The organism is Knoellia sp. S7-12, assembly GCF_040518285.1.
Classification (GTDB): Bacteria; Actinomycetota; Actinomycetes; order Actinomycetales; family Dermatophilaceae; genus Knoellia.
In genome coordinates, this window is record NZ_CP155449.1 from 366,715 (window position 1) to 384,455 (window position 17,741).

General features: G+C 64.5%; 18 protein-coding genes. 11 read left to right on the plus strand and 7 right to left on the minus strand.

Features of this window, described 5'->3' with window-relative positions:
- The first annotated feature begins 38 nt into the window (after positions 1 to 38).
- The 7 genes from V6K52_RS01795 to V6K52_RS01825 all read left to right on the plus strand — a co-directional run bounded on the left by V6K52_RS01795 (position 39) and on the right by V6K52_RS01825 (position 5,198).
- Positions 39 to 1,016, plus strand: a complete 978-nt coding sequence (locus tag V6K52_RS01795; protein ID WP_353952199.1) for a peptidoglycan-binding protein — start codon at positions 39 to 41, stop codon at positions 1,014 to 1,016.
- Positions 1,017 to 1,081: 65 nt separating this feature from the next.
- Positions 1,082 to 1,471 (plus strand): TfoX/Sxy family protein, encoded by a 390-nt coding sequence (locus V6K52_RS01800; RefSeq protein ID WP_353952200.1) that lies wholly within the window; start codon positions 1,082 to 1,084, stop codon positions 1,469 to 1,471.
- A 134-nt stretch (positions 1,472 to 1,605) separates the two neighbouring features.
- A complete protein-coding gene (locus tag V6K52_RS01805) occupies positions 1,606 to 2,229 on the plus strand; it encodes an antibiotic biosynthesis monooxygenase (RefSeq protein ID WP_353952201.1) in 624 nt (207 codons plus the stop codon).
- A gap of 94 nt (positions 2,230 to 2,323) precedes the next feature.
- Positions 2,324 to 3,085: an SDR family oxidoreductase gene (locus V6K52_RS01810; RefSeq protein ID WP_353952202.1), complete on the plus strand. Its 762-nt coding sequence runs from the start codon at positions 2,324 to 2,326 to the stop codon at positions 3,083 to 3,085.
- Between the two features lie 34 nt (positions 3,086 to 3,119).
- Positions 3,120 to 3,440: a thioredoxin family protein gene (locus V6K52_RS01815; RefSeq protein ID WP_353952203.1), complete on the plus strand. Its 321-nt coding sequence runs from the start codon at positions 3,120 to 3,122 to the stop codon at positions 3,438 to 3,440.
- Between the two features lie 472 nt (positions 3,441 to 3,912).
- Positions 3,913 to 4,251 carry a hypothetical protein gene (locus V6K52_RS01820; protein ID WP_353952204.1) on the plus strand — a complete coding sequence of 113 codons (339 nt, stop codon included), beginning with the start codon at positions 3,913 to 3,915 and terminating at the stop codon, positions 4,249 to 4,251.
- A 446-nt stretch (positions 4,252 to 4,697) separates the two neighbouring features.
- The gene (locus tag V6K52_RS01825; RefSeq protein WP_353952205.1) at positions 4,698 to 5,198 is read left to right on the plus strand and encodes a hypothetical protein; all 501 of its coding nucleotides are present in this window, start codon (positions 4,698 to 4,700) and stop codon (positions 5,196 to 5,198) included.
- Between the two features lie 577 nt (positions 5,199 to 5,775).
- Here V6K52_RS01825 and V6K52_RS01830 read toward each other — a convergent pair.
- On the minus strand, positions 5,776 to 6,525 hold the full coding sequence (locus V6K52_RS01830; RefSeq protein ID WP_353952206.1) for a TIGR02391 family protein: 750 nt from the start codon (positions 6,523 to 6,525) through the stop codon (positions 5,776 to 5,778).
- 94 nt (positions 6,526 to 6,619) lie between these two features.
- Between V6K52_RS01830 and V6K52_RS01835 the strand changes: the two genes are divergently transcribed.
- Together V6K52_RS01835 and V6K52_RS01840 are read left to right on the plus strand one after the other, a co-directional pair.
- Positions 6,620 to 7,900 (plus strand): DUF262 domain-containing protein, encoded by a 1,281-nt coding sequence (locus tag V6K52_RS01835; protein WP_353952207.1) that lies wholly within the window; start codon positions 6,620 to 6,622, stop codon positions 7,898 to 7,900.
- Positions 7,901 to 7,981: 81 nt separating this feature from the next.
- Positions 7,982 to 8,734: a hypothetical protein gene (locus V6K52_RS01840; protein WP_353952208.1), complete on the plus strand. Its 753-nt coding sequence runs from the start codon at positions 7,982 to 7,984 to the stop codon at positions 8,732 to 8,734.
- Between the two features lie 725 nt (positions 8,735 to 9,459).
- Here V6K52_RS01840 and V6K52_RS01845 read toward each other — a convergent pair.
- Positions 9,460 to 11,265 carry a zinc-ribbon domain-containing protein gene (locus tag V6K52_RS01845; protein WP_353952209.1) on the minus strand — a complete coding sequence of 602 codons (1,806 nt, stop codon included), beginning with the start codon at positions 11,263 to 11,265 and terminating at the stop codon, positions 9,460 to 9,462.
- A gap of 623 nt (positions 11,266 to 11,888) precedes the next feature.
- A complete protein-coding gene (locus V6K52_RS01850) occupies positions 11,889 to 12,317 on the minus strand; it encodes a hypothetical protein (protein ID WP_353952210.1) in 429 nt (142 codons plus the stop codon).
- Between the two features lie 665 nt (positions 12,318 to 12,982).
- On the opposite strand from V6K52_RS01850, the gene V6K52_RS01855 reads away from it, so the two are divergent.
- A complete protein-coding gene (locus tag V6K52_RS01855; RefSeq protein WP_353952211.1) occupies positions 12,983 to 13,270 on the plus strand; it encodes a hypothetical protein in 288 nt (95 codons plus the stop codon).
- 576 nt (positions 13,271 to 13,846) lie between these two features.
- Here the strand turns inward: V6K52_RS01855 and V6K52_RS01860 are convergent.
- Positions 13,847 to 14,530 (minus strand): recombinase family protein, encoded by a 684-nt coding sequence (locus tag V6K52_RS01860; RefSeq protein WP_353952212.1) that lies wholly within the window; start codon positions 14,528 to 14,530, stop codon positions 13,847 to 13,849.
- Between the two features lie 83 nt (positions 14,531 to 14,613).
- Between V6K52_RS01860 and V6K52_RS01865 the strand changes: the two genes are divergently transcribed.
- On the plus strand, positions 14,614 to 14,994 hold the full coding sequence (locus tag V6K52_RS01865; protein WP_353952213.1) for a hypothetical protein: 381 nt from the start codon (positions 14,614 to 14,616) through the stop codon (positions 14,992 to 14,994).
- Between the two features lie 53 nt (positions 14,995 to 15,047).
- Here the strand turns inward: V6K52_RS01865 and V6K52_RS01870 are convergent, their stop codons facing one another.
- The 3 genes from V6K52_RS01870 to V6K52_RS01880 form a co-directional block, all read right to left on the minus strand.
- The gene (locus V6K52_RS01870) at positions 15,048 to 15,803 is read right to left on the minus strand and encodes a hypothetical protein (protein WP_353952214.1); all 756 of its coding nucleotides are present in this window, start codon (positions 15,801 to 15,803) and stop codon (positions 15,048 to 15,050) included.
- A gap of 337 nt (positions 15,804 to 16,140) precedes the next feature.
- Complete coding sequence (locus V6K52_RS01875) at positions 16,141 to 16,359, minus strand: excisionase family DNA-binding protein (RefSeq protein WP_353952215.1); 219 nt, start codon at positions 16,357 to 16,359, stop codon at positions 16,141 to 16,143.
- 161 nt (positions 16,360 to 16,520) lie between these two features.
- Positions 16,521 to 17,072: a site-specific integrase gene (locus V6K52_RS01880; protein WP_353952216.1), complete on the minus strand. Its 552-nt coding sequence runs from the start codon at positions 17,070 to 17,072 to the stop codon at positions 16,521 to 16,523.
- Positions 17,073 to 17,741 lie beyond the last annotated feature (669 nt).

Consider the following 17,741-nt stretch of genomic DNA (forward strand, 5'->3'; position numbering starts at 1 on the left):
GCCGCCAGTGGAACCACCGGCGCAAGGGGAGTCTGATCATGTCCACGACGTCGACCCGTCCTTCTCGCTTCTCCCGGCTTGCATCCTTGGTGGTGCTCACCCTCGCCCTCGTCACCGTGCCGGCGGTCGTGACGCCTGGCGTGGCGCCGTCGGCTCACGCTGCCGTCCGGACGTGCTCGTCGACGACGCCGGTGGCTTCACGTCCACAACTCGTTCGCGGCGACACGGGCAGTTGCGTCCGCGTCCTCCAGCAAGCACTCATCGCCAAGGGGTACTCGGTCGGAAGCTCGGGTGCTGACGGCTCCTTCGGCAGCGCGACCGACCTTGCCGTGAGGCGCTTCCAGTCCGACTACGTCGGCGTGAAGGTTGACGGCGTGGTCGGCCCGGTGACGTGGCGGACCCTCGTCAGCGGCGGCACCCGCTACTCGCGGACCACCGGGCCCAACCGGACGAGTCGGGTCGTCCTGAGCTTTGATGACTGCCCCACGAGCTATTCGGCCTTCCAGAGTGCGGTGCTCGGAGCCGAGCGCCTCGGCGTCGCACTCGTCCTCTTCCCGACTGGCAATTGCATCACGGCGGGCAGGTTCAGTGCGTCCTATGCACGCGCGCACGGGCACTACGTCTTCAACCACTCGGTCTCACATCCAGACCTCAGGAATCTCAGCTACTCGAGCGTGAGGTACCAGCTCGGCTCGCCCGGAGTGGTCACGTCGTACGGCCGCCCGCCGTATGGCGCCTACAACAACACGGTCCTCAACGCGTACGCATCGAAGAGCATGAGGGTCTGGATGTGGACCGTCGACACCCAGGACTGGACGGGCAAGTCCCAGTCCTCTGTCGTCTCGTATGCCGTGTCCAACTCGCGTGCCGGGAGCACCGTGCTGATGCACATGCAGTGGCGGGCGTTCAACACCACCGCCATCTCTCAGATGAAGTCCGGTCTCGCCAACCGGGGCCTGGGGGTCTGCCGCAACCTGGGAGCGACGTCGGTCGCCCCGGCGAGTGTGAGCTGCTGAAGGCGGGATCAGATCTGATCGCCCCGATCCTTGGCGTTCTCGCTGGGCCATGCCCTCCCAAGAACATGGCCCAGCGAGAACGACGTGACGATGGACCGGCATACGCTGCTGTTGTGGCCTACGACGAGGTACTCGCGAATCGGATCCGGACCGCCCTGTCTGACGAGAGCGGACTGACGGAGCGAGCGATGTTCGGCGGGCTGGGGTTCATGCTCGACGGACACATGGCGGTGGCCGCAGGCAGCGGCGGGTCGCTCATGGTTCGGGTGGATCCCGACGACGCCGCCGATCTCGTGGATGGCGAGGCGGTCACCTACATGGAGATGGGTGGCCGCAGCCTGCACGGTTGGCTGCTGGTCGGCTCGGCCTGCGCGGCTGACGATGACACCCTCGGGCGGTGGGTTCAGCGCGGTGTCGCGTTCGTCCGCGCCCTGCCGCCCAAGCAGCAGGCCTGAGCTGGAGGACGGTCGTTCGGTCGGGAGCGTCGGCAAAAACTTCAGGAACACTCTTGCCGCAGCGCCTACGTCGGAGCACTGTTGAAGTTGACGGTAGCGCCGTCGGGGCGCTGCCCCGAGCAGAGGAGTTCGTCGTGTATGCACGCACCACCACCATTCAGGCAGATCCGTCCAAGATCGACGATGGCATCGCCCATATGAGTGAAGAGGTCACACCAGTGATCACCGCAATGGATGGGTGTGTCGGGATGTCCGTGCTCGCGGACCGCGCGTCCGGCCGCTGCATCGCCACGTCATCATGGGAGTCGGAAGCTGCGCTGCAGGGCAGTGCAGAAAAAGTGCGCACGCTGCGTGATGGAGCGCTGCCGGCCTTCGGTGGCAGCACCAGCACGGTTGACACGTGGGAGGTCGCAGTCGTTCACCGCGACCACGCCATGCCCGAAGGTGCCTGTGCCCGCGTCACCTGGCTGAGCGGTATGGACGACCATGCCGAACGTGCCGCTGACGTGTTCAGGATGGTCGTTCTCCCCAAGGTTCAGGAACTCGACGGCTTCTGCAGCGGCAGTCTGCTCATCAGCCGCGAGACCGGTCGTGCTGTGGGCACTGTCACCTTCGAGCGCCGCGAGCAGCTCGAGGCCAGCCGGGATGCCGCTTCCGCGATCCGCGAAACAGCCAGCAGGGACATCGGAGCGACCATCGACGACGTGGCCGAGATGGACGTCGCGTTCGCTCACCTCCACCTCCCTGAGATGGCGTGATAGCCGCGGTGTGAGGCACGGGGCCCGCCATGGCAGTCCGGCCCGTCAACAGCTGAGGTTGTGCCCGCGTTCTCAGTGAGGGCAGGATCGCGGCATGCCCACCACGAGATCCACCTTGTCGGGTCACGCCGTCATCGTCACCGGGGCCACGAGCGGTCTAGGCCGGGCCGTCGCTCTGGCAGTTGCCGCGGAGGGCGCTGACGTGGCCCTCCTCGGGCGTCGAGAATCAGACCTCGGCCGGGTTGCGGGCGAGGTCCGCAACCTCGGGGTGCGAGCCATGCCCGTGCAGGTCGACCTGGCACACACGGAGGCCTTGGCCTCGGTCGTGGACGACGTGGTCGCGCAGCTCGGTGCTCCAAAGGTACTCGTCAACGCTGGGGCGACCGACGCACCCGGTTCGGTTCAGGATCTGGACCTCGAGGACTGGAACCGCGTCGTCGCGGTGAACCTCACCGCGCCCTTCATGCTTGCGAGGGCCGTGATGCCGCACATGCGGGGCAGCGGTGGCGGGCTGATCGTTAACGTCTCGTCAGTCGCGGGCCGCCGGGGATGGGCCAACGCATCGGCCTACTGCTCGACGAAGTTCGCTCTGACCGGTCTGACCCAGTCACTCGCCGCCGAGGGTCGCGCCGGCGGAATCCGGGTCTGTGTCCTGTATCCGGGTGCGATGGCGACGAACTGGGGAACCTTTGACCCGGCGGCGGAGCGAGGGTCGAGCACGCCGGTGCATGACGAGCGTGAGTCTCTGGACCCCGGCGTCGTGGCTGATCTGGTCGCCTGGATGGCCACCTCCCCAGGCCGTCCGGTGCTGAACGAGGTGACGGTCACGCCGCTGCTGGAGCAGGGTTGGCCGTGAGTCCTCGATGAGCCGGGGGGCTCATGATGGGGTCATGGACATACGGTTGTTGTATCTCGATGGGTGTCCCCACGTCTCTGTCGTTGAGGTGCGGTTGAAGTCGGCGTTGGCCATCGTCGGCCGGGGCGAGGAGACGATCCAGCATGTGCTGGTGGAGACGCCCGAGGACGCCGAACGTCTGGGGTTCATTGGGTCGCCCACTGTGCTCGTGGACGGCACTGATCCGTTCGCGACGGGGGATGAGCACTCGGCTCTGGCCTGTCGGATGTTCTCGACTCCCGATGGTCGAGCTGGATCGCCCACGGTGGAGCAGTTAGCGCAGGTGCTGTCAGGAGACGTTCCCGCGTCTGGGTGAACGGTCCTCTCGGCGAGGGACGCTGGTCGCATCGCCTCCTCCATGATGAGTCGCGATGATTCCTGCGACACCCAACGGCGATCCTCCGAGCTCACACCGCACACAGGGCCGCCCCGTATGTGGCACTTGGTGCTGGGCTTGGGAGCCCCGATCTGTCCCAAGGGAGCTCACGGGTCGACTCACGAGCCTTGATAGGCGGAACGTGATGGAGCCGGTGACGGGAATCGAACCCGCGTGTCCAGCTTGGGAATCAGACGATGGTCGTTTCGGGTCAGGCTGGCTGAACGCGATTCGTGCTCAGCCAGTGGCCCGACTGTAGTCGTTGCGGGGTTCAGGGGTGGTGGACGGTGGTCCACATCTGGCACGTTCTGGCACGATCCGTCTTGGCTCTGACTACATTGGGTGTTCCGACGCGTCCGGGGGTTTTCACCTGGACGCTTCGTCTTGGTGGCGTCCCCCAAGGAAGGCCACCATGCCAAAGACCTACCCCCCTCAACTCAAACTCGTCGCCATATGGCTCGTCGAAGAGTGCGGCTTCAGCGTCGCGCGTGTAGCTGAGTTCCTCGGCCCTCATCGGAAGACGGTGGCAGCCTGGGTCGCTCACCCGAACCGGGACCTCTGGGAAGCGGCCGTTCGTCGGACCGACGGCGGGCCGCCACTCAAGCCGAGTGCCATCTCGGGCGTCGACGAAGACGCAAGCCGGAGCTGGCACCGCCGACTCGAGGAGTGGGAGGAGCTCGCGATGCCAGTGCTCGCCGTAGGCGCCCCCATAGTGGCCATGCTGATCTTGTGGCTATGCGGTGCGTTCTGAGTGCACCTCGCCTAGGGTTGCGACCCTCACCCACATGGGGCACGTCGGGAGGATGCGCTCACCGCAACACCTCGTGGACTGACCGCTTCGGCCAACGGATTATGAGTCCCTCATGGTCCGACCGTCCTCGTCGTCCCAGGTCTAGTTTCGTGCTCAGTAGTCGCGCTCGGAAGCGGTTAGATACGGGTGCGTGGCTGGCCCTACTAACCAGTTGCGTAGCACGGTGTTAGCAAGACAGTCGTTCAGGTGTCGCTTAAGCGGGATGCAATAGAGAGGCCCAAAAGGGGCAATTGGGGATCGACGGAGCGGCTACTCAACTTGAACCGCTGGCGTCAGACACCTGACCTGCACCTAAGGAGCGACCCCTTTCCGGCGGCTCCACTACTCGACTCGGTCGGTTCCGAAATCCAGCTTGAGGTCACCCCGTGCACCTAGAGTCCCGAGCCATGGACATCTCGGACTGGACTGCACTTGGCTCGTTCATCGTCGCCGGGTTGGCTTTGTATCGGTCCTGGCATGTCGGGCGCCAGGCGGATCTCCTTGCCCCTGGGGTGGCGCAAGCCCAGAAGGACGCAGCCAAGGCGCTCACGCGGTCCGCTGACGCAGAAGAGGCGAGTGTGACCGCTCTGCGCGACGTTCACGACGCCGTCAGAAGACTCGGCCCGAAGGAGGGGGTCGAGTGGTTCCTGCGCCACCACAACAAAGACTTGTACGTCCTTCTCAACGCCGGGACCACCGTCGCGTACGACGTATCCCTGACGGCAGTCGATCCCGAGATGGTATTCCGCAAGCCGGAGGTCCGTGCGCAGCTCCATCCCGGCGAAGAGATCAAGTTCGGAGCCTTACGTCACGGTGGCGCCGAGTCGACGCTGCAAATCACATGGCGGACGGATGCCAGTGACCCCAACAGCGAGGCGACTACACAGCGCGAACTGCCGCCCAAGTAGCCATCCACGCCTAGCGTGCGGGCATAGGCTCGCCGCCATGACTACTGAGACCGTCCCTTGCCCGGCGGAGAACTGCGGCAAACCGATGCAACGCACCGAGGGCGACCTTGTGGGCGCCTCCGCAGGCAGGCTCGCGGAGGTTGCGAATGCGACACTGTGGAAGTGCCCCTCTAGGCACCGTCGCTACATGTTGCCTTCTGGGCAGTGGATGGAGCTCCCCGCCCAAGGCGGCTAGCAGTCCCTTACCACCGTCGGATCGACGCAGGTTAGGGCCGTGGGGCCCTGGCGGCTTCCTTCCGGAACTCGTCGTAGGTGCCGGACAGGTAGTGCAGCAGACCACCACTTGGTGGGCGGAGGGCGGATTGGCAGCGAGGCCCACCGTCACATCATGGTTCGTGTGGCTCAGCCTCGGGGGGGCGCGGCTCCCCATTCCCCCTGATCGCGTCTTCCTGGTCGAAACCGCGCCCCGCAACTCCTCCTCGACGATGCGCGTCTTGAGTCGGTCGGGCAAGGAGTTCTCCGGGTCACGCGGGTCCTGGGCCACCCCAACCAGCGTGGGGAGCGCTGGGCAAGGGCGCTAGGACGAGTCTGCGGACTCCAGGCCGGTCTGAAGGTCTTCAATCAGTTCGCCATGCTCAAAGCGCATCTGGGTCAAGAGCAGGCTCCCTAGCCCGAGTACTCCGATGGCGTATCGGCGTGCGTCCTCGCGCTTCTGGATCCGGTGTCGGTCCACGTTGCTCAGTGCCGCCGCGAAGCCGGTCCCCAGGGCGCGCCAGCCCTCGCGTTCCGCCGCGCGAGAGCCGAGCCGCCAGTCGCTATCGTCCGAGAAGACTCGGCCCATGAGCTCCTTGCCAACGAGCGATTCGCCGCGACCGTTCCTGGGGTCGCCAGCCCATGACCGGAGCCGGTCCTCCACGAAGATGGCCGTTTGAGACGCGACCTTTCCCCAGTCCTTGGCCTCCACAAGCCCCCTGACGTGCTCCCACAATTCCGGGTCGTAGGCCCGGGCGTCCACAGGCTCTTCTTCATCTTCGGTCCGGAGGCGCAGTTGATACAGGACGGCGTCAATGACGCCGCAGGCCTCCTTGATCCCGTCGCGTTGCGATTCGATGAAGACGGAGTGGGGGGTGTTGTCAGTCCAGAGGCCCGGCGAGTAGCCCACCTGGTCGAAGCGATCGACGAGGTGGTCGTCGCGGCCTAGGGCGGACACGAACACGCCACGCACCTTGCCCTGCCATGCTGTCAGGTCCTCACCGCGCTGCACTCCTGGGCTAGACGCTTCCCTTTTCAGATCCTCTAGCGCCGCGATGGCGCGCTCCGGTTTCATGTCGTCACCCTAGAGATCGGGGCGGACAGGGACGCGGAACGGAGGTATCGAGCGGCTGACGCCCGGAGGCGGACTAGGCCGCTAGCATCCACGCATGCGCTGCAACCCAGAAGTCTTTGCCGTGTCGCGATTCAGCCGCGATAAAAACCTGATTCAGTTTGACCCCGTCTACCAGCGCGAGGGTGGAGTGTGGTCGAAGGCTAAGAAGCAACTCTTCGTCGACTCGCTCCTCAACGGCTTTGACATCCCCAAGATCTACATGCACAGACTCTCGCGGGACGAAACCGGCCACGACTATGCCGTCATTGACGGGAAGCAGCGCATCACTACGATTTTCAGTTTCCTGAACGGCGAGTTTGACCTTGCAGAGGACTTCCTCTACACCGGGCGGGCGATCAGCGAGCCGCCGAAGGCCGGCGACCGCTACGCGGACCTGTCAGAGGCGGCTCGCGACATCCTCAAGGAAGTTCAACTGAATGTGGTGGTTGTCGAGACCGCGGACGTTGAGGAAATCGAGGAACTTTTCTCTCGGCTGAACAATGGTGAGAAGCTCAATGCTGCGGAGAGCCGCAACGCTCTCGGGGGCAACATGGCTGGACTTGTTCGCGACGCTGCAAAACTTGAGTTCTTCGGGAAGAAGTTGAAGTTCCCAAACACGCGCTACGCTCACCTTGAAGTGGCGTGCAAGTTGCTCTACTTGGAGATGCAGTCGAGTAAGTCCCCCGCTTCGCTCGTGGTAGTAGATCTCAAGAAGAAGTTCCTTGACGATTTCGTTCGGCAGTACCGGGACATCAGCGCGCCCGAGCGCAAGAAGCTGCTGGACCGTCTATCAGGCAACCTGAAGGCAATCTCCCCTGTCTTTGATGACGGCGACATCGAGTTGTCGAAACAGTCGTACCCACAGTTGATGTACCTATTCTGTAACGACATTCTGCGTCAGTACGGGGCACCAGACATCAAGGGTCGCCTGAAGGACTTTCTTCGCGACTTCCGTCTCGAACGGCAAGCCAACCTCCTGAAAGACGAAGACTCTCGCGACGCTGAGCTCTCTGAGTACGGCAGGCTTATGCAGCAGGGAACAAATGACACTGGCAGCATGAAAGCGCGCATTGATATACTCACAAAGCGCTTCTTACGCGCCAACCCTAGCGTGGAGCTGAAAGACACCAAGCGTGCCTTCACGCTTGAAGAGCGTTGGGTCCTGTGGCACCGGAGCGGCAAGCGTTGCGAGAAGTGCAAATCGGAACTCGCGACGTTGGAGGAACTGGACGGCGACCACATCGTTTGGCACATAAATGGCGGGCCAACTTCGTTGGAAAACGCCCAGGCTCTGTGCGTCGCGTGCAACCGCGGCCACGGAGGGAAAGCGTCTTAAGGCTGTGGGCTTGACGTGACTACCTGGATGCCCCGTTCTCAGAGGGAAGGACGCCGGAACTATGACGGGCCCTTCGATGGGGTGCCTGCCCACCTCGCCCCGCAGCTCAGTGAGTGGCTGACAGAGACACTGGAGGGCACGTCGGATCCTGACGGCGCCGCGAAGTACTTAGCGCTGCGCCTTCACATCGAACTCGACACCTATTACCCACCGATCGGTCAGGTTGTCGGCGCTTGCCTAGACGACGAGGAACTGTTTCTAGACTGCGTTGAAGGTGCCTTGCGGTTTCAGCAACGGATGGGGACCGCGTCACAACCAGCACGCTCGCTCGATGCTCTTCTCAAATTGTCTGGCTCCAAATACAAGCTCTCGGATAACAGCCAGCACCTGGTCGACGCGGTTGAGCCAACGGTTGAGGCCACGCGAGCGGCAGCCACCTCCGTCACGGACGAGGCTACGGAGGAGCTGTCGGAGGCATGGGCCAAGGCTTATGGACGGAGCCCCGACCCATCCGACGCCTGGGACCACGCCATCAAGGCAGTCGAGGTAATGCTGCGACCTGTAGTTGAGCCCCACAACAACAAGGCAACGCTCGGTAGCATGATCGCCGTCCTTAACAACAGCCCGTCGAAGTGGGTGTGCGTGTTTCCCGGCGGCAATGACGACAACGCGGTGGAGAACTTGATCGCGACCCTGCGACTCATCTGGCCGAACACCGATCGGCACGGTGGTGGCGGGCGGGCGCCTACGTTGCAGGAGGCTCGCGCCGTAGTCACGCTCTCAGCGACGATCGTTCAGTGGCACCGCGAGGGAACCGTCCTGTCCAAGCGGTAGTCGTCTCGAGGCCCGAACCGGCGCAATCGGTTCGAGCCTCCAGGTATCCGACGCTGGCGCACGCGGCGTTTAACGATCGCGGCCATTCCCTAAAGATGGCGGGACCTCGCACACACACGCGCGCGTAGGGCCCCCGAAAAAACCGACAAACGGAGAAGCGGTGATGTGTCGTCCGCGAGCGATTTACAGCCCGAGAACACCCAGCGTCGAAGGACCGAGCCCTCGATAGTTTGCTGATGCCCCACTGAGGGGTATCAGGATGACGCGTCAACGAGCGAGTGAGTTGTCGCGTGGGCACCCGTGGCGAAACCCCACGATGCTCCTGTGGGGCAAACGAGGACGACAAGCAGACGCAGTGCGCGCCTACCCAGATCCTTCGCCGCAACCATTCGGCGAGTTTGGGCGAGTTTGGGTGTCACTCTGCGGAGTCATGCCGCACATGATAGGTAGGCGGTCTCTGCGCGCGGACTCGCGCCGTGGGTATCAACCAAGCTTTGGGAGTGTTTGTGCGGCTCCGTCCGTGATCAGCGACACTCGACGAGTCCGCACAAGGCGCGGTAGATCCCGTAGTTTCCCCGACGAACGGCGGAATGACACGGCCGTGCATCGCCGGTTCGGGGTTCAGCACCCGACAGCAACCGCATGAAGTGCTCCTCTAACGATGCCGCGGGCGTTTCGAGCCCGGGAAGCCGGTAAATCGCTCTTCACGCCGCGCGCGAACCGCATCAGGGGTGGACGCTTCTAGTCCACTGTTCGACCTGGCGCATCACCCCGTCGGGGTCCGGAGCGGTCGAATGGACGACCAGTTCGACATACAGGGGGTTGTCGATGCTCAGTGTGAGGAGCGGGTGTTCGCGGAGCCGGACCACGGCCCAGCCCGCGGCGAGTAGGTCCAGTGACTTCGCGGTGTCGATGGTCGCCCTGTCGGCGTGCCAGTATCCGCCGTCGTACTCGATCGCAACCTGGAGGCCAGTGGTGGTGACCGTCGTGATGTCTACGAGCCAGCGGGCGCCGTGGGTGAACGCCTCGTCGGCAACGGCCTGCCCAGAGGACGCGGCGCCGAAAACGCGGACGGCAGACTCGTGGTGGGCGAGCTCGACCTTCGACTTGCCGGCTTCACGGCACTCGGGGCACCCCGAGCCGGTCGCTCGGCTGGACAGGGTCGCGGTCCAAGTGTGGTCGGGCCTGTTGGCGCAGACCCAGATGGGCATGAACGCTTCTGAGCCGCTGGGGCGGACCTGCCAAGCGGTGAGCGGGTTTTTCGGTGACCACTCATCGGCTATCTCCGGGAAGTGGTAGGCCAGAGAGTCGAGGATGGTCCGGCACTCGGGGCACCGCAGCCGCTGCCCCTTCTCTCTTTCCACGGGGCTGGCCTGCCACTCGTGGCCACACTCCAAGCTCTTCCACCACACGGTCCGACGCGAACCCGGCGAGATGGTCTCGAGCTTCAGGGAGCCGTTCTTCGTGAAATGCCACTGGGATGCGATCTCGCGGTTCATGGCGTGCGCAGCTGCGTCCGCTGCGACGGCGTCGAGGCGGGCGGCGCGGGTTTGGTTCGCTCGGCACGACGGGCATCCGCCGCGCAGGAAGCTGAGCGGAGTGATCCGCGGATGGTGGCCGGCCGGGCACCGGAACCGTCGCAGCGTCATGCCGCCGCCGGCGACGGTGACCAGGCTCGGGTCGGCTTCATCAGCCCACGCTGCAGCGAGCATGGGCACGTCCGCGATTGGTGTGACCTTCAGATGTGCGTATTCGGCCTCCCACTCGGCCTGCTTTCTGACCGAGCAGGTCGGGCAGCTGGGGTAGGCGGTCATGTCGAGGATGCGGGCGCTGAATCGCAGGTCGCACTCCGGGCACTTCCATCCGACCTTTCTGCGTGCCTTCACCGTCACGGTGCTCCAGACGGCGTCGTCGTTGACCTCGGGGTCCCACCACGTCAGAACCGGCAACTTCGAGTCCTTGAGAAGGTCTTTGGTGGGCTTCGTGCCGGGCTTCTGCGTACCGGACGCGTTCGATGTCTGTGCTGCCCGCCGAGGGTTCGTCTGGCACTGGCAGCCCCAGCCGATGTCACCGAGTCGCTGCGCTGCGATGCGTCCGCAGTACAAGCAACGGGTCAGGTGCGGGTCGTCACGCAGTGACGGCTCGGTCAGCGGACCCAGATACTCGAAGCCGTGCTGCTCAGCGACCCCCTTCGCGACCGCGACCGACGGTGGCGTTAGGTCTGCGTACCCCTCCAATAGCCCTCGCTGGTCGGCTGCCCACTTGCGCCAGCAGCAGGCCCTGCACGTCGCGATGCCGATGCCGTTCTGTTCAAGCACGTACTCGAAGCGGTAGTGCGCCTCGCACCCACACGCGAGACACCGAGTCAGGCGCCACTTCTTCGGCCCCTCGAACGGCTCCAGCGGCTCAAGGCCGCCGGTTCGGAGGATGGCGGTGATGTGCTCATCGCACCACGTCGGGTTGGTGCGCGTGCTGAACGCAGCCGGGCGCCCACACCCGAACTCCGAACAAACCTGCGCCTCCCGAGCCACGCCCCGGATGTTGCCACGCCCCCGCGACACAAACAGCCGGAACGGCTCGGCGCGCTGATGCGCATGACCAGCCGACAGTAGCCAAAGGGCAGGGAGGGCACCGTGGCGAATGACAGCGTAGAGACCTGGCGCCCCCGCCAGGTAGAGCAGCAACCGACCCAGGCTCACGCTGACCGAGTTCCTCTACGACACCCCTTCAGGACCGCGAGGCGCCATAGGGGTCTGCGAGATGGTCCGATACATCGCAACCCGACCACCTCGGACCTTGGAGTGTCCAGAGCGACCGGGATGCCTTGGGTGACGATTCAACCGGGTCTGGGCACGAGCGGATCGCGGCAGAAGAGTGCGACCGCTCGTCGATCCGGCAGGATGAGAACATGACCCAAACCGAGATCGCCTGTCCCACGTGCGGCAGCCCCGAACTCACCTCCGGCCTCATTGTCGGCAGCGCCGGGCGTCAAGTTCAAGCAGAGCCGCGGGATCCTTGGTGACTTGGCCGCATTCCGCTAACGACGGGCCTCTTCAACCACAGCGCGCCTGCTTTGCGATGCGTGCGGAACCGTGGTCATACAGCCGGAGCGCTGAACTTCCGCGCGGTATGCGGCAGATCCGGACGTCGACAGTCAGCTGTAGATGTCACCATCGCGACCAAAGGGCACGAGAGCCGCTGGGTCACAGCCGCTCTGCTCGACGAAGGTCCGAACCTGTTCCTCCTCTGATGCCGACAACTGGAACGTAGCGCTCGTACCGGTGTCATTCGCATCCCAGACCATTCGCTGCTCATGGTCGATGCCAGTGCTCCCGATCGTGTAGGGGACGAGGGCCATCGCTATCTCGAATTCATGCGCGTCTGCTGGATTCAGGTCAATGGAATCGGCCTGCCTCGTCCAGGATCGGCCCAGGAAGGTTCTAGTTCGGGTGGCGCGTTGACGTCCTTCATCCACAGCCCACTGAACATCCGCCGGCCACGGCGCATCGGAAGTTAGATCGATGGTGAGGTCGGCGAGGCGTGGTCGCTGAACCTTCAGTACTCCACGATGGGTGGCAGCCACCGTGGCATCGTCGGCACTGTCATGGATCGTGAACCAGGCGCGCGCTAGTGATCGAGACACGAGGACAGTCTCCCCTGACGTACGGTTCAGGAGACGCGACCTGCGGCATGTCCGGACGTTCGGGATCGATCTCTGGGCCAGAGCGAGGACCCATTGCCGGACGGCTGACACACTGACGCCCGTGACCGACCTGCGAGATCTACTGCTCGCTCTTTTATTGCCTGAGGCAGGGGCGCCCAGAAGTCAATGCGCGATGTCGAGATCGCTCTAGCGAACTACGTCGACCGGTTCAACCACCGACGCCTTCACGGGCGAAATCGGCTGCGTGCGGCGGGTTTCGAGGCCAACCGCTCGGCCAGCGTCAGTGCCCGACCAAGACGCTAGATCCTGCTGACTGTGGGGAGTGGCTTTCCAAATCGAGCGAGGTTCTGCACGCACGCAAAACGGCTCGCCGCCTCACTCGCCCTGGACGCCACCACACCCCACCTGGTCGGAGTCGGGGGCTTACGGAGTTATGGCGTTGCCAAGGTCAGCCGCGAAGGAGGGAAAGGGTTGGCCCACCCGGCTCATGACAGGTGGCCCGTTCACGTCATATGCCGGGTCGGGCACGAGGAAGACCATGAGAGACGGTGCCGCAGAGGGCACCCTCAAAGAAGGGAAAAGCAGTGAAGCGATCACTCGCAGTGTTGCTCTGCACGTTCGCGGGGTTCACGATCAGCGCCGGCTCCGCTCAGGCTGGCGAGATCAAAGGCCCACCTGGGACGGTCGGCAGCACGAACACCACGGGCGCGCTCGACCACGCCCGGTCAGCCTGTGCGGCCAGCGGGCTCAATGACATGGATCCGCTGGAGGGCCAAGTCGACTCCCAGGTCCAGACCGCAGCGGACTCATGGAAGTACTACGGCCTCCCGAAGGGCGCACCGGGCACTCTTGGCCTGTGCCGAGGCAACTGACTGAAACCACCCCACCTCTTCGGAGGTGGGGGCGTTTCGTCGTGCGACGACACGCTTGCACCCCTAGGTAACGCCTTGGCGCGAGGGTGTGCACTGGGCGGCTTGTCGACGACTGGCCAAGGAGTCAGAGGTTGGGCAGTGCGTCTTTGACGGCGTAGGCCGGGTGGTCCTCGCCTTCGCTCGCCCACGCGGGTCTCGCGGAGGTGGACCCATCGGATCTGCCGCTCTACTTCGGCCGTAGGCGCTACGAGGGCTCGAGTGAAGGCCTCGGTCAATCCAAGAAACTGGTGCCCAGCGGGTAGCAGTCGGTCGCGGTAGTCGTTGGCGGCGACTATGTCGTGGCGCAAGCTCTCGGTGAGGCTTGACCATGTTCCGGGGACGTCGGTGAGGCTGCTGACCAGGGTGCCAAAGAGTTGGGTCGCGAGACTCCGCGTGGGTCTGGAGCCTCGTACAAGCAGGAAGCCCATCTACCGCTCATCGGCATGTGCGGTAACAGCCGCAGCTCGATGGGTCGACCGTTGCCGCCCCGTCGAGTGGACAGGCTGCACCCTGCCGCGCGGGATGCTCAATGTGGGACTATCGCGCGATCGAGAGTCTCCGCGCAGTCGAGGAGGCCAAAACGCCTTGGACCGTCGACGTAGACCACGAAGAGGCCCCCCGTGCGGTTGGGATCCCGTCGGCGGTGAGACCCTCGGCGATCGAACGCAAGGTCCCACCCTGAGCCCTCTCCGTGAGGATGCGCGAAACCACAGCTTCGGAGAGGGCGCGCGGCCGCCCGACGTGGACCCCGTCCGCCCGTCGTTGGGCCATGCCCTCGCGAGTCCTGGCCCCGATCAAGTCGCGCTCGTACTCGGCGGCTGCAGCAAGCACATGAGCCGTGAACTTCCCTGCAGCGTCCTCGGTGTCGAGGTTTGGCGAGAGGAGCACCATGCGCCACTGCTTGCGTTTGGCACGTGACAGGAGGCCGGCAAAGTCGGCGACCGAACGAGACACTCGATCCAGTCGAATTGCGATTAAGGCGTCGGCCTCCCCCCGATCTAGTCGGTCGAGCGCGTCCGTCAGGCCCGGCCGCTTGAGATCCTTCGCGCTGTAACCCTCATCTGCCACCACTTCCATGTCCCACCCTCGACGCTTCGTCTCGGCTTCGAGGGCTGATCGTTGAGCATCCAAGCTCGCCCCCTCGGTCGCCTGCTCAGCCGTCGAGACGCGGACGTAGGCAAGCGCCAGTGGGCGCTTGCGCGACTTGCGGAGGGATGGCATGGCTTCACTGTCGGTCAGAAATTACGAAAAGGGAACCCTTTTCGTAAGGTCTGCCTGTCGGTGGTCAGGCATAGCCTCCGTTTGTGTCCGACGCGGTGGATAATGACGACCCGATTGCCTGGGTTGATGAGCGTCACCTCGGCTCGTTGGTGGGCGCTAGGTACGGAGCGGACGCCGAACGGTTTGAGATCTCGCTCGTGCGCTTCCTAGCGAAGGAGGGCTTCGGAGAGCTCCATCGTCGGGAGCGGTTTCGGGCAGACGGGGCACGCATCGGACCTGATCTGAAGGTGCCCCTAGATACCGCAGCGCTCGTCCTGGAGATCTTCGAAGCTGCGAGAACGGCCGTTCTTCGAGTGCTCGCCCGAGACGAAGCGGACCTGCCGCTGCGCTACGTCCAATTGGAGGAAGTGCTAAGCCTCCTGTTGGAGGCCGGTTGTGAACCGCCCGGCTCTGTGGACGGGTGAGCGCAGGAGCAAGCTCGCGCGCGCGTGCGCGTTGACCCCCGCCAAAACCGCCACTAGGCGGCAGGCGAGAGCGTTCGGAGCGAGCCCTTCTCGTAGTCCAGATGTCGGAGGGGGCAGTGGTCGGCGATGACGCCCTGCAACACATCTGCGGGCGTCAGGCCAGACTGAGCGGCCAGCCGTCGATACTTCTGGACGGTCTTGTCCTTCGCAGGGCACGCCCACCCGATCGCATCGAGCTGGAGCTGTCCAAGCAACCCCCGCCTGTCGCTAGCGGACAGCTCCGTTGTCTCGTCCATGACTCGGCGCAACTTGGCCTCTGGGTCGCCAACTGGCACGTTGAAGCGCGATCGCTGGAAGTGGCGCCAGGTCAGCATCGTTAGATCGGGGGCGGTCAGGTCTTGCAGGGTCGCGATGCCATTCTCGCGGAGCGCTCGACTGCGCATCTGCAGTTCGAAGCGGACGGTCTCGGCACTGGCCAGACGTGGCGCCTCAAATGACGGGATCGCATCGCGCAGGTAGGCGCGAGTTTGCCAGCGCATCGTCTTGCGATAGACCGTTTCGACCCCTGGACCGTCAGATGCGTGATGTGCCGTGGTCTTGGCTCTTTGAGCAGCGATGCGACTCAATCCAGCCAAGTGTGGAGCGGCGACCCCTCTGGGCGCGGTGAAGTCCCTGACGAGGTCCAACCTCATGAGCGCGGCGGCGTCCGGCGTCCCATCCCACGTGACTAGATCGGAGGCATGCTGCCAAGCCTGCTGCGCTGCCGGCAAGACCTCATCGAGCTGAGCGGCAACAGAGTTGGTGCCCATGAGGAGACGAGGAACGGAGAATTCGAGGAGGCCTTCCGGTCGCCCCCGCCCTCGGTCCAAACGCAGGCGCACGCCTCCTTCCAACTCCAGCACTCCCTTGTGTCCGGAGGAACGGGCGAGTCTTACGGTGCGACCGAAGGATGCGTGTGAGATGCCGGCTCGTAGAGCGACCGTGTCCACTCTCGGTGTCGGCAGGTGCGCAATATCTGGGTACGTGCGCCTCCTGTTAGTTGCCGCCGACGTTGTGACGCTTTTGTCAGCGTGCCCCGCAGGGGAGACCCGAGGCGCACGGACCGGCCGGTTCACACCCGACCGGTCCGTGCCTGACGCACTCACGTCAGTTGAACCGGCCGCGGGCGAGGGGCCGAGTGGCCGGGCGCGTCCCCTCGTGGAGAATGCGCTCGCACTCCGACAGGCGGATGCGCACCAACCCGCCGATCTTCACGGTCTCGATGCGCCTCTGCTTTGTGAGGTCGCGGAGGTAGCCCTCCTTGACGTTCATGTACGTCGCGGCCTGCCAGTACTCAAAGACGGGATCGTCGTTGAGCTTGCGCATCTCGTGCAGAGGCGGTGAATCGTGCTTGCCGGATGATGATGAGGACGAGCGTGTTGATGATGACTCCATGTCGGGAGCCGCCTTCCTGTTGGTGTCCTTGTTAGGCCGGGCGGCCTGGACAGGAAGCACCGTGGGTGTTGGCCACCCTTAACGTCGAGTGCTCATCCGGCGGGAGTCATGAACGCCTCCGAGAGCCGGGAAGCGAGGGCCTTGTCGGCGGCCTCGGTTGAGTGCAGGTAGATGAGCGAGGCCCGGGCGGTTGAGTGTCCGAGCCGCCTCATCAGATCGGGCAAACTCGCGCCGTGCTGCGCTGCGAGAGTGGCACCGGTGTGTCGCAGGTCGTGGAACCTCAGGTCGGGCCGACCCGCAGCAATGGCTGCGCGCCTGAAGATCGCTGAGCGGTTGGAACTGTGGAGGGCGGTCCCTCGACTGGTTGGGAAGAGGAGGGCGTCCGGTCCAGGTGCGACGTACTCGGTGACATGGAGTTCCAGCGCGTCCAAGACGGGGCGAGGGAGGTGGATGCTTCGCCGTCCAGCGGATGACTTGGGTGACCCGAAGCTGCGACCGGTTCCTGGGACGTAGGTCAGTGCCCGTTCGATCTCGATCGTCCCTCGTGCCAGATCGAGATGGCGGCGGGCCAAGCCGAAGACCTCTCCGGCCCGCAAAGCTCCGAAGGCCGCCACCAACACTGCGACTCGGTACCGCTCGGGCATTGCCAGCGCGATGAGGCTCAGTTCCTCCGGCGTCGCGGGATGAGTCGTCGATGATGAGGAGGTTGCACCCCCTCGTACCTTGCAGGGGTTCGCAGGGATGAGGCCAGCGTCGACGGCCGATGCCATGACAGCGCTCAGCATCCGGTAAGCGTTGGCCGTCTGTGCCCGCCCCGGATCAACTGAGACACGTGCGGTGCCGGTCAACTCCGGCGAACCGGCAGCTGCCCAAGCGTCGTAGACGCGGCGGGGGATGCGCCCGGTGTCAGAAATGTCATGCCCCTTAGCGCGGGCCCAGGACCGCAGCGCCTGACGCCAACGAGCGCTTCCAACGGTGATGGAACTCCGCCTCGACGAGGCTTCCTCGGACGCCTCCATGACCCACCTGAACCACCGATCCACGTGGCCAGAAGTGATGTCCCTCATCTGGTGTTCGCCCAGATCGGGGCACGTTGTGGTGGCTGTGGCTCGCACGGAAGGCTGTGTGATGAATCGTGTCATCAGACCGCGATACAACGCCCGTGTCTTCGGCTTCAGGCCGGTGTGCGCCGCCAGCCAGTCCTCCGCGAAGTCCCGGAGGAGCACATGACCTGCGTTCGGATCCTGCCAGCCTCCGCCGAGGAGCCGAGCGTGCTCCAAGGTAAGCCAGCGGTCAGCGTCTCGAGCAGAGAC

Excerpts from the sequence above, each read along its gene's own strand:
- V6K52_RS01795 (WP_353952199.1), top strand. The coding sequence starts at position 39 with ATGTCCACGACGTCGACCCGTCCTTCTCGCTTCTCCCGGCTTGCATCC.
- V6K52_RS01830 (WP_353952206.1), bottom strand. The coding sequence starts at position 6,525 with ATGAAACCGGAGCGCGCCATCGCGGCGCTAGAGGATCTGAAAAGGGAA.
- V6K52_RS01815 (WP_353952203.1), top strand. The coding sequence starts at position 3,120 with ATGGACATACGGTTGTTGTATCTCGATGGGTGTCCCCACGTCTCTGTC.
- V6K52_RS01800 (WP_353952200.1), top strand. The coding sequence starts at position 1,082 with ATGGCCCAGCGAGAACGACGTGACGATGGACCGGCATACGCTGCTGTT.
- V6K52_RS01820 (WP_353952204.1), top strand. The coding sequence starts at position 3,913 with ATGCCAAAGACCTACCCCCCTCAACTCAAACTCGTCGCCATATGGCTC.
- V6K52_RS01875 (WP_353952215.1), bottom strand. The coding sequence starts at position 16,359 with ATGCGCAAGCTCAACGACGATCCCGTCTTTGAGTACTGGCAGGCCGCG.
- V6K52_RS01835 (WP_353952207.1), top strand. The coding sequence starts at position 6,620 with ATGCGCTGCAACCCAGAAGTCTTTGCCGTGTCGCGATTCAGCCGCGAT.
- V6K52_RS01880 (WP_353952216.1), bottom strand. The coding sequence starts at position 17,072 with ATGCCCGAGCGGTACCGAGTCGCAGTGTTGGTGGCGGCCTTCGGAGCT.
- V6K52_RS01825 (WP_353952205.1), top strand. The coding sequence starts at position 4,698 with ATGGACATCTCGGACTGGACTGCACTTGGCTCGTTCATCGTCGCCGGG.
- V6K52_RS01860 (WP_353952212.1), bottom strand. The coding sequence starts at position 14,530 with ATGCCATCCCTCCGCAAGTCGCGCAAGCGCCCACTGGCGCTTGCCTAC.
- V6K52_RS01810 (WP_353952202.1), top strand. The coding sequence starts at position 2,324 with ATGCCCACCACGAGATCCACCTTGTCGGGTCACGCCGTCATCGTCACC.
- V6K52_RS01870 (WP_353952214.1), bottom strand. The coding sequence starts at position 15,803 with ATGGGCACCAACTCTGTTGCCGCTCAGCTCGATGAGGTCTTGCCGGCA.